Origin of the sequence: Maricaulis salignorans, from assembly GCF_900103475.1 — a bacterium.
Classification (GTDB): Bacteria; Pseudomonadota; Alphaproteobacteria; order Caulobacterales; family Maricaulaceae; genus Maricaulis; species Maricaulis salignorans.
Genome location: NZ_FNHG01000008.1, coordinates 1 through 15,500 on the forward strand (window position 1 = coordinate 1; position 15,500 = coordinate 15,500).

Annotated in this window: 18 protein-coding genes; 8 read left to right on the forward strand and 10 right to left on the reverse strand. The window is 64.5% G+C overall.

Annotation, left to right across the window (positions count from 1 at the left end; all coding sequences use genetic code 11):
* The first annotated feature begins 748 nt into the window (after positions 1-748).
* The 4 genes from BLT42_RS07785 (at position 749) to BLT42_RS07800 (ending at position 3,639) form a co-directional block, all read left to right on the forward strand.
* On the forward strand, positions 749-1,216 hold the full coding sequence (locus BLT42_RS07785; RefSeq protein WP_091769405.1) for an ABA4-like family protein: 468 nt from the start codon (positions 749-751) through the stop codon (positions 1,214-1,216).
* 60 nt (positions 1,217-1,276) lie between these two features.
* Positions 1,277-2,866 (forward strand): lysine--tRNA ligase, encoded by a 1,590-nt coding sequence (locus BLT42_RS07790; protein WP_091769408.1) that lies wholly within the window; start codon positions 1,277-1,279, stop codon positions 2,864-2,866.
* A gap of 137 nt (positions 2,867-3,003) precedes the next feature.
* Complete coding sequence (locus BLT42_RS07795) at positions 3,004-3,417, forward strand: hypothetical protein (RefSeq protein ID WP_091769411.1); 414 nt, start codon at positions 3,004-3,006, stop codon at positions 3,415-3,417.
* A 3-nt stretch (positions 3,418-3,420) separates the two neighbouring features.
* On the forward strand, positions 3,421-3,639 hold the full coding sequence (locus BLT42_RS07800; RefSeq protein ID WP_091769414.1) for a helix-turn-helix transcriptional regulator: 219 nt from the start codon (positions 3,421-3,423) through the stop codon (positions 3,637-3,639).
* Here BLT42_RS07800 and BLT42_RS07805 read toward each other — a convergent pair.
* Positions 3,621-5,015, reverse strand: coding sequence for a cytochrome P450 (locus BLT42_RS07805; RefSeq protein ID WP_143024084.1), 1,395 nt, complete (start codon positions 5,013-5,015; stop codon positions 3,621-3,623). The two genes, BLT42_RS07800 and BLT42_RS07805, sit on opposite strands and share 19 nt — an antisense overlap.
* A 156-nt stretch (positions 5,016-5,171) precedes the next feature.
* Between BLT42_RS07805 and BLT42_RS07810 the strand changes: the two genes are divergently transcribed.
* Positions 5,172-5,933, forward strand: coding sequence for a tetratricopeptide repeat protein (locus BLT42_RS07810; RefSeq protein ID WP_091769420.1), 762 nt, complete (start codon positions 5,172-5,174; stop codon positions 5,931-5,933).
* 15 nt (positions 5,934-5,948) lie between these two features.
* Here BLT42_RS07810 and BLT42_RS07815 read toward each other — a convergent pair whose 3' ends face one another.
* Complete coding sequence (locus BLT42_RS07815) at positions 5,949-6,575, reverse strand: S24 family peptidase (protein WP_091769423.1); 627 nt, start codon at positions 6,573-6,575, stop codon at positions 5,949-5,951.
* Between the two features lie 95 nt (positions 6,576-6,670).
* Here BLT42_RS07815 and BLT42_RS07820 point away from each other — a divergent pair, with 95 nt between their 5' ends.
* On the forward strand, positions 6,671-7,030 hold the full coding sequence (locus tag BLT42_RS07820; protein WP_091769425.1) for a DUF952 domain-containing protein: 360 nt from the start codon (positions 6,671-6,673) through the stop codon (positions 7,028-7,030).
* On the forward strand, positions 7,024-8,082 hold the full coding sequence (locus BLT42_RS07825) for a quinone-dependent dihydroorotate dehydrogenase (protein WP_091769428.1): 1,059 nt from the start codon (positions 7,024-7,026) through the stop codon (positions 8,080-8,082). Before BLT42_RS07820 ends, BLT42_RS07825 begins: the two co-directional genes overlap by 7 nt.
* Here BLT42_RS07825 and BLT42_RS07830 read toward each other — a convergent pair.
* The 7 genes from BLT42_RS07830 to BLT42_RS07860 all read right to left on the reverse strand — a co-directional run bounded on the left by BLT42_RS07830 (position 8,010) and on the right by BLT42_RS07860 (position 13,038).
* Positions 8,010-9,395, reverse strand: coding sequence for an MATE family efflux transporter (locus tag BLT42_RS07830; protein WP_091769431.1), 1,386 nt, complete (start codon positions 9,393-9,395; stop codon positions 8,010-8,012). The genes BLT42_RS07825 and BLT42_RS07830 overlap by 73 nt on opposite strands.
* A gap of 88 nt (positions 9,396-9,483) precedes the next feature.
* On the reverse strand, positions 9,484-9,846 hold the full coding sequence (locus BLT42_RS07835; protein ID WP_091769434.1) for a thiol-disulfide oxidoreductase DCC family protein: 363 nt from the start codon (positions 9,844-9,846) through the stop codon (positions 9,484-9,486).
* Positions 9,847-9,922: 76 nt separating this feature from the next.
* Positions 9,923-10,345: a PaaI family thioesterase gene (locus BLT42_RS07840; protein ID WP_091769437.1), complete on the reverse strand. Its 423-nt coding sequence runs from the start codon at positions 10,343-10,345 to the stop codon at positions 9,923-9,925.
* Positions 10,342-10,845, reverse strand: coding sequence for a PaaI family thioesterase (locus tag BLT42_RS07845; RefSeq protein ID WP_091769440.1), 504 nt, complete (start codon positions 10,843-10,845; stop codon positions 10,342-10,344). The genes BLT42_RS07840 and BLT42_RS07845 overlap by 4 nt, the downstream gene beginning before the upstream one ends.
* A gap of 43 nt (positions 10,846-10,888) precedes the next feature.
* Positions 10,889-11,725, reverse strand: a complete 837-nt coding sequence (locus BLT42_RS07850) for a response regulator (RefSeq protein ID WP_091769443.1) — start codon at positions 11,723-11,725, stop codon at positions 10,889-10,891.
* Positions 11,726-11,816: 91 nt separating this feature from the next.
* A complete protein-coding gene (locus BLT42_RS07855) occupies positions 11,817-12,146 on the reverse strand; it encodes a DUF6460 domain-containing protein (RefSeq protein WP_091769446.1) in 330 nt (109 codons plus the stop codon).
* 61 nt (positions 12,147-12,207) lie between these two features.
* Positions 12,208-13,038, reverse strand: coding sequence for a mechanosensitive ion channel family protein (locus BLT42_RS07860; protein ID WP_091769449.1), 831 nt, complete (start codon positions 13,036-13,038; stop codon positions 12,208-12,210).
* Positions 13,039-13,206: 168 nt separating this feature from the next.
* Between BLT42_RS07860 and BLT42_RS07865 the strand changes: the two genes are divergently transcribed.
* Complete coding sequence (locus BLT42_RS07865) at positions 13,207-14,511, forward strand: DUF2254 domain-containing protein (RefSeq protein ID WP_091769452.1); 1,305 nt, start codon at positions 13,207-13,209, stop codon at positions 14,509-14,511.
* 16 nt (positions 14,512-14,527) lie between these two features.
* On the opposite strand, the gene BLT42_RS07870 is transcribed toward BLT42_RS07865, so the two are convergent.
* Positions 14,528-15,478: a hypothetical protein gene (locus tag BLT42_RS07870; protein WP_091769455.1), complete on the reverse strand. Its 951-nt coding sequence runs from the start codon at positions 15,476-15,478 to the stop codon at positions 14,528-14,530.
* Positions 15,479-15,500 lie beyond the last annotated feature (22 nt).

Genomic DNA, 15,500 nt, shown 5'->3' on the forward strand with positions numbered 1-15,500 from the left:
CTCAGGTCCCTCGCGGGCCCTGCCTCGAAATGACCGTGGACGAACAGTCGAGCATTCATGCTGCCCTTCCCCGATCATGGCCTCACCAGAGCTTGAGGATGTCACCCCTCTGCCCGGACGAGCTCCACGCTCCCGATCGCCGCGAATGACTGAGCTCACGCCTCCCGTGCGACCGGAACGGCTGAAGTATGCGCGCACGTTGGAGGGGTGGGGATAAGTTGCACCATAAATCGTCATTCCAGCGCAGGCTGGAACCCAGACTCGCCGAGCGGGTCAGGCGAAAACTGGCGCTTAATCAAAGAGATGTTGGAGCGTGAATCTGGGTCCCGGTCTGCGCTGGAATAACGATGATTGGAGCGCAAATGCTGGATAAGTGGGTGGCGGGAGGGGCAGGTACCTCTGGTACCTGTCCTCAGGGAAGACTCCCCTTTTCCCCGGGGACGCGTACCAGAGGTACACGTCCCTCAACGTTGCTGTTTTTTGAAGAGGCAGGCCCGCCGGGCCGCACCCCACCCCACCCTGAAATCCATGCCAGCATCCGGCCGACGCGTGTTTGAATAGTCAAGGGCGCGAAGCGCCGTTACGCGGTTGAAACCCTTGACTATTCAAACACGCGTCGGCGCCCTCTCGGCAAGACTTTCAGGGCAGCTCCCCCGGCGAGGCCGGCACATCTATCAGTCGGACGCGGGCCGCCAGAGCTTGACGCCGCCGGCCGCCACAGGCTCCATCGCGCCCAAGGAGACCCGCCATGTATGAAAGCCTCTATTTCGCCCTTCACCTGATCATCTTCCCGGCCTGGGCCCTGCTTTTGCTCGCGCCGCGCTGGACATGGACACAGCGCCTCGTCCACACCGCCTTTCTCCCGCTATTGCTTGGCGCGATCTATGCCAGCTTCCTGTCCGCCGGGGTCTTCTTCGGCCAGGCCAGCGAGGGCGCCGGCTTTTCCACCCTGGCCGGCGTGATGGCACTGTTCGCCCACCCGGTCGGCGCCCTGACCGGCTGGACCCATTACCTCGTCTTCGACCTCTTCATCGGCGCCTGGATCGCCCGCGACGCGGTGCGCCGCGACGTACCCTACTGGCTGATGGCCCCGAGCCTCTTCTTCACCCTGATGTTCGGCCCGGTCGGGCTGGCAATCTATCTCATCGGCCGCAAGCTGACCGGCAAGGGCGGCTGGGGGCTGGCGGAGGACGAGTCCCAAGCCCGCGCCGCTTGACGCCCAATCCCGCAGGGCCTACCTCGGCGGCTTACCGCCAACACACTGAAAGCCACTGCCATGACCGCCCAACTCGCCCTGAATGCCAAAGCCTGGCCGTTCGAACAGGCGCGCCTGCTCCTGAAGCGGATCGAGCAGCATGGGCTGGGCGATAAACCGGTCGTGTTCGAGACCGGTTACGGGCCGTCGGGGCTGCCGCATATGGGCACGTTTGGCGAGGTGGTGCGGACCACCATGGTGCGTCAGGCCTTTATTGCGTTGACCGAGGGCCGTTACGAGACGCGGATGATCTGTGTCTCGGACGATATGGACGGGATGCGCAAGATTCCGGACAATCTGCCCAATCAGGACATGCTCGCGAACTATCTGCAGATGCCGCTGACCGTGGTGCCCGACCCGTTCGGCACGCATGACAGCTATGGCGCCCACATGAATGCGCGCCTGCGCGCCTTCCTCGACAGTTTCGGCTTCCATTACGAGTTTGAATCGGCGACCGCGCTGTACAAGTCCGGCGCCTATGACGCGATGCTGGTGCGGGCGCTGGAGCGCTATGACGACATCATGAAGGTGATGCTGCCCACGCTGGGTGCCGAGCGCCAGGCGACCTATTCGCCGTTTTTGCCGATCTCGCCGAAATCCGGCCGCGTGCTCTATGTGCCGATGAAGTCGATCGATGCGAAGGCCGGCACCATTACCTTTGATGATGAGGACGGGACCGAGACGACGCTGTCCGTCAAGGGCGGCGCGGTGAAGCTGCAATGGAAGCCCGATTTCGGCATGCGCTGGGCCGCGCTCGGCGTTGACTTCGAGATGTTTGGCAAGGACCACCAGACCAATGCGCCGGTCTATTCGCGCATCTGCCGCATCCTCGGCGCGGAGCCGCCGACGCAATTTGTCTATGAGCTCTTCCTCGACCAGCAGGGCGAGAAGATTTCCAAGTCGAAGGGCAATGGGCTTTCTGTCGAGGACTGGCTGAAATATGCGCCGCCCGAGAGCCTGACCTATTATAATTTCGTCAAGCCGAAGACGGCCAAGCGCCTGTTTTTTGACGTCATTCCCAAGGCGGTCGACGAGTATATGCAGCATCTGGCCGCCTTCCCGAACCAGACGCCGGCGCAGCAGCTGGAAAACCCGGTCTGGCATATCCATAACGGCAATCCGCCGGCCGATACGCTGCCGATCAGCTTCGCCCTGATGCTCAATCTCGCCTCGGCGGCGAGTGCGCATAATACCGATGTGATGTGGGGCTTTATCGGCCGCTATTGCGAGGGTGCCTCGCCGGAAAGCCATCCCATGCTCGACCAGCTGGCCGGGTTTGCGGTGAAGTATTTCCAGGACTTCGTCGAACCGACCAAATCCTTCCGCGCTGCCGACGAACGCGAGTGCGCGGCGATGCAGGATCTGATCGACCGGCTCGAGGCCCTGGGGCCGGATTGCCGCGATGGGGAAATGATCCAGAACGAGGTCTATGCCGCAGGCAAGGCTGCCGAGTACGAGAATCTGCGGGACTGGTTCAAGGCCCTGTACGAGGTATTGCTCGGCCAGTCGCAAGGGCCGCGCTTTGGCTCCTTCGTGGCGATCTATGGCATTCCCGAAACGGTGGCCCTGATCGAAAAGGGTCTGGCCGGGGATTTGCTCGAGACTAAATAAGTGTTCAAATACAAGGCGGTCCGTTGAGCGGGCCGTCTTTTTTGCTTTGCGGTGTAAAAAATACTCGACATGGTGTTGCCTCTGCCATACATCTTGCCATGTCAAAAATTACAGACATAAAGTTATGGAGAGTAGACATGTCATTTCGTGAAAAGAGCAATGCCCTGATGCTGGGCGCCATGGTTTTGATCTTCGGCAGTTATTTCGGTGATCTGGCGATGCAGGCGCAGGCCGGCCCGGTTGAGCTGAATATCGGCATGCTGGCTGCGGCCGCCTTCGCGCTGGTGTTTGTCGGTATTGCCGGACATATCGCCATGGCGGCCTTCGCGCCGGCTGAAGCCGGTGAGGGCAGCGATGAACGCGACCGCAATATCGAGACGCGTGGCAGCGCTTTTGGCGGCCGGGTCCTGGCCCTCTTCGCCCTCGCCGCCCTGACGCTGGCCGTCCTGGGTTACCCCGTGGTCTGGGTCGCCAATGCGGTGCTGGCCGGTCTGGTGGCCGGCGAGATTGCCAAGGGTGTTTCGGTGCTCATCGCCTACCGGCAGGGCTAGGCGATGAGCAAAGCCACCGCCATCACCAATACGATCCGCTCGCTGCGCTTCCACGCCAATGAGATGACCCAGGCCGATCTGGCCAAGGCCGTCGGCGTGACGCGGCAGACCATACTCGCCATCGAGCAGGGCAAGTATTCACCCTCGCTCGAGGTCGCCTTCAAGATTGCTGCAGTTTTCAAGGTGCCGCTTGACCAGGTGTTTCAGTATCCCGACGCCTGACGCCGTCTCACCCGCATCGGGACTTCAGTGTCCGGCTGCAGGGTAATGCGCATCACCGGGACCGGGTGACGTGTGCCGGCGAATTCGAAGCGCAGCTTGCGCAAGAGACAGGCGAGCACGATCACCATTTCCATCATCGCGAAACGGGCACCGATACACACGCGCGGGCCCAGCCCGAAGGGCAGCCAGGCATGGCGCGGAATGGCGTCGGCGGCCTCGCCAAAGAAGCGCTCCGGCAGGAAGGCATCGGGCTGCGGCCAGAAATCGCGCTGGCGATGCAGCAGCCAGGTCGAGACCAGCACATCGGTATCGGGCGCCACCGCCAGACCGGCCACCGTATCGGCATCGATCGAGGTGCGCGACAGGATTGGCGCGGACGGGTAGAGGCGCAGGCTTTCCTTGATGATGGCCGTCGTCCACGGCAGGGCGTCCATCCAATTGGCCGGATCGGTATCGTCGAGCGGCGCGTCGTCGATCTCGGCCTCGAGGCGTTCGAGCACGTCGGGTGATTGGGAGAGGAGATAGAGCGTCCAGCTCAGCGAGCGCGCCGTCGTCTCGTGGCCCGCTGCGAGGAAGGTGAGGAGATTGTCGACGACCGCGGTCTCATCGAGCCCGGCGCCGAGCAGAAGGTCGAGAAAGTCAGGCGTGCGGCCCGCCGTTTCGGCATCGGGCTGGGCCCGGCGAGCGGCGGCGACATGGGCGACCTGGCGGCGCAGATCAGCGATCACCTGCCGCGCCGCGCCATGGCCGATGCGCGGGATCCAGCCGGGCAGGTCCATCAGATCAAACATGTGTGGAATGCCCGTGATCTCGATCAGGCGGCAGATCGCGGCGCTGAAACGGGTCTTGTCGAGCGCCTCATCGCCGGAGAACAGGGTTTCGATCAAGACGTCCAGCGTCAGATCGACCATCGCATCGGAGAGCGAGATTGTGCGCCCGTCGACGGCCAGGAAAGACTCGGCCGCCTCGTCGCAGACGGTGCGGATCTTGGGCGCGAAGGCATTGACCCGGCGCGGCGTGAAGACTGGCGCGACGGCGTGGCGCGCGGTTTTCCAGACCTCACCCTCGGCGGTCAGCAGCCCGTCGCGCAGAAAGGGTTTTAACACCGCCTGGCGCACCGGATTCATGCGGTAATTGGCGGCATTGGTGACGAAGCAGTGGTGGATCGCGCCCGGATCATTGATCAACAGGCTGTTGCGCCCGAGAAAGCGGAAGGGGGCGACGAGAAATTCGAAATGATGCTCGCCCCAGATCTCGAGCGGATTGCGGCTCATCGCCCGGAAATAGGTCCAGTAGTCGGACACGGTCAGGCGGCCGGTCTGGCTGTAATTGGCATAGGGCGGTTTGGGCGGCTGAAAGGCTTCGCTGCCGGTCATGTCATCGCTCCGCGCTGGCCAGCTCAAGGAGGAAGCTTGCCCGTCCTTGCGGGCTTCGCCAAGGTGCAAATGGTCGCGGGGCTGGACCGAACGCGTCGATATCGGGGCGCAAAACCTCCGCTTCTTTCCATGCTGCAACTGATCTAGAGTGCGCACATGAGAATCTTCACAGCCCTTGCTATTATCCTGCTCACCGCCTCCACCGCCCGGGCCGATATGGATCAGGCGCGCCAGGCCTATGCCGGCGGTCGCTGGCTGGAGGCTGCCGTGCAGGCAGAATTGTCCGGCGGCGCGGAGGGCTATGCCTATGCTGCGCGCGCCCTGGTGACGCAGCTGGTCCTCGAACCGGAGACACCGGATCGCCAGGCCGTGACACGCCAGGCGGTCAATCTCGCCGAGGCGGCCTATCGCGAGGACAATGACAGTGCCGAAGCGCGATTGAGGCTGGCGATCTCGCTGGGCTATCAGGGCCGCTATACGAGCACGATGCGCGCGCTCTTCCTGCGCGTGCCGCAACGCGGACGGGCCCTGCTGGAATCTGTGGTGATGGACGACCCCGGCAATGTCTGGGCGCTCGGCACGCTGGGGGCGTGGAATCTCGAAGTCGCACGGCGCGGCGGGTCGCGCGGCATGGAGATGCTCGGCGCGTCCGTCGAGGCCGGCACCGGGTTTTACAGCCAGGCCATTGCCCTCGACCCGGACAATCCCGCGCTTCGCTATTTTCTCGCCCTCGGCCTGATCGCACTGGGTGACCGGGACCGCACCGCAATGGCGTGGGAGCAGATCGAGATTGCGCTCGAACTGGAACCGCGCGATGCGTTCGAGGCCGGGCTGCTGGCCAATGCCGCTCAATTGCACGCGCTCCGGGATGACCGCGAGGCGGCAACGGCCTGGGCGGTTGAGCGCATGACGCAATAGAGGCGACGGTCAGGCCTATTGGCTGGCCCAGACAATCCGGGCGATCCAGGCGATCTCGACCAGTTTGACGATGCGGTCCGGACCGGACGGGTTGAGCGGCTTGAGCACCACATCCTGCACGCTGCTGCGGCCCAGCTCCCAGCCACAAATCTCGCCATCGCGGGTTTTCACCATGACGCGGTCGCCCGGGCGCGGCTTGTCGTCGGGGGCGATGATCAAGCGGTCGCCGGGCCGGTAGAGCGGCAGCATGGCCTCGCCCTCCACGGTCAGTGCATAGGCTTCGCTCGACCCGAGATCGGGGAAGGGCACGCGGCTCCAGCTTGCGCCGGTCGGCAGGCCGACCGCGTCGAAGGCGGCGGCGCGGTCGCCATCGGCCAGATCCAGTGCCGGGAGGGATTGCGCCCGGCCTTCGCCGCTGACCAGGGCGGCAAAATCGGCGAAACCCAGATTGGCGGCGCTCAGCGCCTTGGTCAGGCTTTCCGTCGAGGGCCAGCGCAATTTGCTGCCATCAGCCGAGATGCGCTTTGACGGGTTGAACGTCGTCGAATCGAGGCCCGCCCGCCGCGCCAGCCCGGATGGGCTGGTTTGCGCATGGGCGGCGAGACGGTCAATCCCGCGCCAGATCTGGTCGTGCGTGAACATGGTGATGTGTCCTTGGAAGCGCGAAAGTTACAGGAAACTATCCGCATGAACCAGACAGGCTTGCGCAGGTTTGCGGCGCGGGCTAACCCCAGCGCATGAGCGACAAGATTGCATACCGATTGGCGACGCCCGACAGCTGGGCTGCGGTCATGATGGCGGGCGTGTTTCACGGCGAGCCGCACGATATCGCCGATGGATTCATCCATCTGTCCGCGGCCGAACAGGTCGAGGGCACGCTGCTCAAACATTATAATGAACATCCGCGCCTGATCCTGGCCGAGATCGATCTCGAGGCGCTGGGCGACAGCGTCAAATGGGAAAAATCGCGCGGCGGAGCGCTTTTCCCGCACGTCTATGGCGATATCCCGGCCAGCGCCGTGCGTGGTGTGCGTCATGTCCGCCGCAATGAAGAGGGCGACTGGGTCCTGCCGTCCGATCTGGGAGGTCAGTGGTGATTCACGATCTGATCGCACGGGCGCTGCACGTGTTCGAGCCGGAGACGGCGCATCGCTTCGGCGTATTGGGGCTGAAGGCCGGCCTCGGTCCGCGCCAGTTTTCGCGCGACCCGGCCATTCTGGCGACCCGTGTCGCCGGTCTTGATCTGCCCAATCCGCTCGGGCTGGCGGCCGGGTTCGACAAAAATGCCGAGGCGCCGGACGCCTTGCTGGCGGCCGGTTTCGGTTTTGTCGAACTGGGGGCCGTGACGCCGCGCGCGCAGGATGGCAAGCCCCGCCCGCGCATCTTCCGGCTGGCGCCCGACCGCGCCGTGATCAATCGTATGGGCTTCCCCAATCAGGGGCTTGATCCGTTCGAGGCGCGGCTGCGGCGACGTCAGGGTCGCGGCGGGATTGTCGGGGTCAATCTTGGCGCCAATCTCGACAGCGAGGACCGCGTCGCCGATTATGTCACCTGCCTTGAGCGCCTGAAGGATCTGGCGCAATTCTTCACCGTCAATATTTCCTCACCCAATACACCGGGCCTGCGCAGCCTCCAGACCCATGGCGCGCTTGATGAATTGCTGTCAGCGGTGGCGAAGGTGCGCGGTCAGGCCCCGGTCTTCCTCAAGATCGCGCCGGACATTGCCGATGAAGATGTCGCCCCCATTCTTGAGGCCATCGCCCGCCACGGGCTCGACGGCATCATCGTGTCGAATACCACGATCCAGCGGCCTGACAGCCTGACCAGCAAACATATGGGCGAGGGCGGGGGCCTGTCGGGGCCACCGGTTTTTGCACGCTCGACCGAGCTGGTGCGCCAGTTCCGCCGCGCTGCGGGCGCCGATCTGGCGATCATTGGCGTTGGCGGGATTGATAGCGCCGATACGGCCTATGCCAAGATCCGCGCCGGTGCCAATGCGGTCCAGCTCTATACCGGGCTGGTCTATCATGGCCCTGGTCTGGTGCAGCGCATCAAGTCCGGCCTGGTCAAGCGGCTTCAGGCCGATGGTTTCGTTTCGGTCGCCGAAGCGGTCGGGGTTGATTGCAACCGGCGCTCAAGCGACGGGTAGGCGATGACCAGCGTGCCGCCGCGCGCGACATAATAGATCATGAAGGCCATCCAGACGCCGTCATTGCCGAAGGCCGGTGTCAGGATGGCATCGGCGATGAGATAGATCACCACCGTCGCCAGGCCGGCATTGCGCAGGATTTTGCCGCTTGTCGTGCCGATGAAGACCCCGTCCATCAGCCAGGCGCCTGCCCCGAGGAAGGGGACGATAGCGCACCAGGGCAGATAGCGGATCGCCGCCGCGCGCGCCTCGGCATCGTCGATCAGAAAGCCCAGGGCCTGGGCACCGAACAACCAGGTCAGCACGGCGAATATCGCACCGGCGGCGAACATTGGCTCGCCCGTCAGGCGCACGGCCCGGCGCAGACCGTCCAGCGAGCGGCGGCCATAGGCGCGGCCGGCCTCGGTCTCGGCGACGAAGGCAAAGGCATCGAGCACGAAGGCCCAGAGGGTGATCACCTGTAGCAGAACGTGATTGCCCGCCAGTATGGCGGTGCCTTGGCGCGCGCCGGCATTGGCGAACCAGGTAAAGCCGAGCACCAGGCTCCAGGTGCGGATCATGAGGTTGAGATTGACGTTGAACATTTGCCCGATGGCGCCCGGATCGAGCAGGCTGGTCCGGTTGAGCACCGAGCTGGCCCAGCCACCCTGGCGCATCAGCGCATGGCCGACGAAGCCCAGGCCGACGAGAAGGCCGGCCCATTCGGCAATCGCGGTGGCAGCGCCGACTCCGCCGGGTCCATAGCCGAGCCCGAGCACGAACCAGAGATCGAGCCCGATATTGATGGCGCTGAACACGGCATAGATGGCCAGTGTCGCGCTATTGCGGCCCAGCCCGATCAGCCAGCCGGTCAGGGCGAAGGTCGCCAGTGCCGCCGGCGCACCCCAGGCGCGCGCCAGCAGGTAGTCCGCGCCCTTGGCCTCGACGCCGGGCGCGCCCTGCAGCACGGCAAACCCGCCCCAGGCGATCGGATGGCGCAATAGCCAGACCGCAATGCCGAGCAGGGCGGCGATGGCGACGGCACGGATCAGGATGCGCTGGGTCTCGGCCCGGTTATGGGCGCCGTCGGCCTGGGCGGTCAGCCCGGTCGTGCCCATGCGCAGGAAGTAGAAGCTCCAGTAGAAGACCGAGAAGATCGCGCCGCCCAGCGCCACGCCGCCGAGATCGCTCTTGTCGCCCGACAGGCCCAGCACGAATGTATCGACCACCCCGGCCAGCGGCACGGTGGCATTGGCTGCGACCAGTGGCAGGGCGCGCTTGATCACGTCGATACGGGTGAGTTCGGGCCGGAGAGTTTCAGTATCGCTGGACATGATCCGCCACTAGCCCGCTGAGGCACGGCTGGCAAGCCGTCCGCGCGGACTTGCTCACGGGCTCAGTCGGACGGAAATCAAAGGGTCGCTAGACGCCGCACACATCATCGCGGCAGCGATCGCGCGGCCGCATCGGGGCGAGCCAGCGATACAGGGCGTCGAGCGGAATGCGGATCGGCGCCGGGCGTGTCAGCCAGGCGAGCGGGCCCCAGCCGGGCACACGTTCCCAGATTGCGATGAAGGCGGGCCAGCCATCGATCAGTTGACCATCGGGGAGGCGGACATGGAGGGATGCGAGCGCCGCCTCCCGATCGACATCATCGGGCAGGTCACCATTCGCATCGTGCAGGCGAATGATGTGGTCACCATGACGGGCGTAATGGCCCATTTCGCGGCGGCAGATCGGGCACAGCGCGTCATAATAGGCGATCAGGGGGCCGGTGGTGTCCATGGGTTCAATCTGCACCGGGGAGCCGGCCGCGGCCAGCGGTCATCCGGTCGCATGCGACGCGGTGCCGCGGCGGGTCTCAACCGGCCGGGTCGGTGCGCCCCGGTGTGATCAGGAAATGGCCGTGCAGGGTGGCGACAGGGGCGCCGCTGCGGCCTTGCCACGCTTCGGCCCGGACGTTGGCGACGCGGCGTCCGCTGCGATTGACGATGGCGCGGGCGTAGACATCCGCCGCGCGGCCCGGGCGCAGATAGTCAATCGCGACATCAATCGGTCGCGGCAAGCGCTCCAGTGATTGACCGGCCAGCAGGGAGGCCGATGCGACGATTTCGAGAAAGGCGCCGATGGCGCCGCCATGCAGCGCCGGGATGAGAGGGTTGCCGACCAGGATTTCCGAATAGGGCAGTATGCCCGTCAGCTCGTCGCCCTTCTGTTCAAGGCGCACGCCAAAGCGCGCCACATAGGGCGCGGCCAGCAGGGTTTCGATCAGGGCATTGCTCATAGCGGCTGTCCCGAGCGCAGGGCTTCAACCGCGCGTTCCTGCGCCGCCTTCGAAGCGCCGGTCACCATGAAGGCGGCCTGGGCGGTGGCGACGGGATCATTGATATCGCCATCATGTGCGGTGGCGCGAACAAAGGCGACCAGGCCGTGGGATTTGAGGCACACCGCCTCGGCTGTGACATCGAGCCCGGGTTTGGCCGGGCGCATGTAATCGAGACGCAGATCAAGCGTCGCCGGTGTGTCCTGCCCGCCAAAACCGCTGAAAGCCGCAAGGCCGCAGACATGGTCGAGCAAGGCCGTAATGACGCCGCCATGCAGGATGCCGGACTCGGGGTCGCCGACCAGATCGGCCGAATAGGGCGCGCGCATCACGGCAAGGCCGGGTTTCAGCGAGACCAGGGTGAGGCCGAGCGCGACCGCATGGGGTGAGCCATCGACAAGCAGTGGCGCCAGCTCGTCGAGCAGGGTCTGCAGATCGCCGGGAGTATCGGTATCGGACATGCTGAACTTCTATTGCAGCGCGGGCGCCCTCGCCAGATGCAATTCAGCGCTGGCCAAGGCGCTTGTCGACGATCATTTCCAGTCCTGTAACGACCGGATCGCGCAATGGATCGCCATTATCGGCCATGCGGATCAGCTGGGCCAGCGCGGCCCGATGCATTTCAACCACTTCCGCCTCGGCAGCGGCGTAGCTGTCCTGCCGGGAGATGAAGCGTTGCAATGAGCGGCCAACGCGAATGGCGAGCGGATCACCGCTCAGCCGGGTTTCATGCGAGAGCGCGAGGGCGGCGCGACGGGCGGCCTCCATCGGCGTGGTCAGCCCGGCTTCGACATCGGAGCTGCGTTTGAAACTCGGCTTGCGTTCGCGGCGCGGCCGGCGGCGGCGGTCAGGCCCGGCAAAGCGTGATGAATCGACGAACGCCCGCTGGTCTGTTTGCAGGGATTTGAGACGATTGATCAGCGTGATCGGTGCCAGGGGCGTCACGAGGTATTCGCTGGCACCGGCGTCACGCGCGCGCTCGATATCGGCACGCGGTCGCGGCGCGGACATCAGGATGACGGGAGTTTCGCGATAATGTGAGCCTTGGGAGGCGCGAATGCGCTGCAGCAACCGCACGCGATCCTCATCGGGATCGGTCTGTTCGGCCCAGTCAGCGACAATCAGGGCCGGCGAAATTTCGCGCAAGGCATGCATGGCGCGGCTGGCATGTGTCTCGACCACGATGTCGCGCACGCCGGCATCGCGCAGCACATTGATCAGGATATTGCGCATGAAACTGTTGGAATTGAGCACAAGTGTCGGCCTGCGACTCCAGTCGCGAGCGACCGGGGCCGCCGGAGCGCTTTCCGCTTCGGTAAGTCTGAGTGGCTCAATATTCATGCGGGGACGTTAGCGCCCGGAAGTTTCGAACCTGCCAAGAAAAGTGGTTAACAGGTGGGAAATCCGGCGTTTAGCACAAAGTCCCGCGCCCTTAGTCGCGCCGCAACGCCTTCACGACCCGGACCACGATCCAGATCGGCACCACGAGGACGGCACCGAGCAGGAGGTAGTCCACCGCCCACAATGCGCTGTCGCTGATGAAGCCGATAAAGCGGCTCCAGGATTCCGCCAGCGTGCCGAAGAAGTCGACCCAGAGGCGTCGTGGATTGACGTGGAAGGCCGCCAGGAAGAAACCCGCCAGCACACACAGAAAGATCAGCCGGATCAGATCCGACGGCGCAAAGCGCAACAGGCGTTGCACAAAGCTGCGCCGGGGCTGGGCTGTTGTCGTGTCGGGTCGGGTGTCATTGTGTTCGGTCATGCGGTCACTTTAGCGCTAAATGCGGCGCAATCGGGGCCGTAGCCCCGATTGCTGACAGGGTTCAGGATTTGCGGGTGATGTGAACTTCGTGCGGGTAGGGAATGGAGATGCCATCCTTGTCGAAGGCTTCCTTGACGTTTTTCATCGCGTCGAAGAAGACGCCCCAGTAATCGCCGGTCGCACACCAGGCGCGGCAGACAATATCGACCGAGGAGGCGCCATGCGCCTTGACCGCAGTGAACACGGCCGGGTCCTTGAGGACGCGCTTGTCGGCCTCAAGGACTTTGGTGATCGTCGCCATCGCCTTGTCGATATCATCGCCATAATCGATCGAGAAACCCAGATCGACGCGGCGGGTTTCATTGGCGGAATAATTGACGATCACACTGCCCCAGCCTTCGCCATTGGGCACGATCACCTTCTTGTTGTCGCCGGTCGCCAGAATAGTGGTGAAGAGATTGATGTCCTTCACCGTGCCCGACTGTCCGGCCACCTCGACCCAGTCGCCCAGCCCATAGGGGCGGAAGAGCACGATCATCACGCCGGCGGCGAGATTGGACAAGGTCCCCTGCAGCGCCAGGCCGATGGCCAGGGTTGCCGCACCGAGTGTCGCCACAAGGCTGGTGGTCTCGACGCCAAAGCGCGACAGGACCGCGATCAGCACCATGATCATCAGGCCCCAATAGGCCAGCGAGGCAAAGAATGCGCCGAGCGTATTGTCGATCCGCTCGCTCTTGTGCACCGCCTTGACGACCGCTTTGCGGACCGTGCCGGCGACAATCAGGCCGGCAATCAGGATTGCTGAAGCGAGCACAATATTGGTGCCGGCATCGAGCGCGCGCTGGGTCAGTACGGCAATGGTTTCGGGGTTGAGAAAGTCTTCGGGAATCATGGGGCGTGTCCTGTCTGGCGATGATGCCCGGACGGGTAGCAAAGTTTGCGGGCGAGGGGAATGGGGGAGGGCGGACCGCCGGACGCCGTTCACGCCGGCGGCCTGATTGTATCTGACCGGCTATCCCGTAACATGGGCAGACCGCAATTCGAGCCGCCAGGGGATAGCATGTTTGGAAGCCGGTTCTTTTTTGCACTCAAGGCCCTGCGTGAACGTCTCTGGGTGAGACCGCTGACCTATGTCCTGATGGCGGTCGGTCTGATCTTCCTGGCGCAGGCGGCGGACCGCTTGGCCATCCCCATGCCGTTGCCCGATATCAGCGCGGAAACAATCGAAAAACTCCTGACCGTGATCTCCGCCAGCATGCTCGGCGTTGCCACATTCGCTGTTGCCTCAATGGTGTCGGCCTATGCTGCTGCTGGCCGCAGCGCCACGCCGCGCGCCTTCTCCCTGGTGGTCGCCGATCAGGTCTCGCAGACCGCGCTGTCGAGTTTCGTCGGCGCCTTCATTTACTCGATTGTCGGGATCGTCGCGATCCGGGTCGGTCTTTACGAGACTGCCGGGCGCTTCAGCATATTCATCACAACACTGGGTATTTTCAGCTGGGTCGTTCTGACCTTCGTGCGTTGGGTCGACAATATTGCCAGGCTCGGACGGCTGGGGAACACGATCGAGAAGGTCGAGGCGGCGACCCGGGCCGCATTCCGGCCCTGGACCGGCGAGAGCGCCCTGGGCGGCGTGGCTGTCCGTGAGATGAGCGAAAGCGGCATGCCGGTCTGCCCGGCGACGTTTGGCTATATTCAGCATATCGATACGGACGGCTTGCAGAGCTGGGCCGAGGAGCAGGAGGTCGCGCTCGATTTGCGGTCTGTTCCGGGTGCCTTTGTCTCGCCGGCGCGGGCCTTGCTGACGATCGATTGGCAGGGGGCGCCACGTGAGCTTGAGGATGCGCAGCGAGCGTGTCTGGTGCGCGCCTTTGTCATTGGCAGCAAGCGCACGTTCGACGAGGATCCGCGCTTCGGGCTGATTGTCTTGTCGGAGATCGGTTCGCGGGCCCTGTCCCCGGCGACCAATGATCCCGGCACGGCAATCGAGATCATCAACAAGCTGACCCATATCTTGCTGGACCGGGACAGTGCGGCGAAGCGCGATGGGGCGAATCCGCCGCGCTGCAGTCGCATTCGCGTGCCGGCGCTCAGTCCGGATGATTTGCTGGAAGATGCGTTCGCAGCAATCGAGAAGGATGGCGTCAATTCTGTGGAACTGGGAATCCGACTGCAGAAATCCTACAGCCTGCTGGCCCGGGCGCAGGATTGCGGTATGCGCAAGGCGGCGAAACGGCGGTCGGGCCTCGCGCTGGAACGTGCTGAACACGCGCTGACCTTCCCGGACGATCTCGACCGTGTGAGACGCGCGGCCCGTGACGGTGCCGGCAGTCTTGTCGACGGCAAATCGGCGGATGCCGAAGACTGACAGCAGCCGTCGGGCCTCAATGCGCGCCTACCGCCACGGCTCCTGTACTCGCGGTCACGGCAGCGACCATCGCCGCCTGTGCTGCCAGAATGGCGGCGAGATCGCCAGCGGCTGCGATCGGTCTGGCCATGCCGGCCTGTGCCTGGGCAAGGCGCAGGGCGAGGCGGGCGGCGGTCTGGCTTGTCGGTTTGGGTTTGAGCTGGGCGACGGCTTCGAAGGCTTCCACCAGGGCATCGGCCATGACGGGGCCATTGCCGCTGGCCGCAAGGATGGCGAGGCCGGTCTTGCCGGTTCCGTGGCGCAGGGCGGGGCGGCCGCGCACGGCGATATTGAGGCTGGTCCAGGCCCCGGCCAGGCCAGCCGGGTCGGGCTGGCTCAGGGCGACTTCATAGGCGGCGGCCACGGCGTGATGGCGCGGGACACCGGCGGTGATCAGGGCCTGGCGGGCGCGGTTCAGATGATTGACCGCGTCCTCGGGTGTTTCGCCCATGGCGGTAAAGGCGGCGGCGAGGACTTCCTCACGCGGCGCATCGCGCTGCCACCAGGGCGCGGCGATGGCGTCGAGCACATCGAAGAACTGGTCGGCCTGCCACGCATGACCCCCGGCGGTGACCAGGGAGAGGGCGGCACAGGCACCCCCATGCGCGAGACTGCGCGCGCCGCGGGCCTTGCGCTGCAGCGCCAGGGCGCGGCGGGTTTCGAGGAATTGCTGTGCCGTGCGGCCACCCGCGACCAGCGCCGCGGCAAAGACCAGACGCATTGGCCGATTGGGTGAGCGCCAGGGCCCAAGCCCGGCATTGAGTTCATCGCGGGTCTCGAAACAGTTTTCGATAAGGGATTCGAGGTCGATCGGGGCATTGAGCACCGCCAGGGCTGCAAAGCGGGCCTGCAGGCGTTCGCCGCGCGGCGCGCGCGTGTGAAACGCGGCGTCCAGGGCCCGAAAGCGTTGCGTGATCGCATGTCCCATGCCGGAAATTCCCTTAATCAAT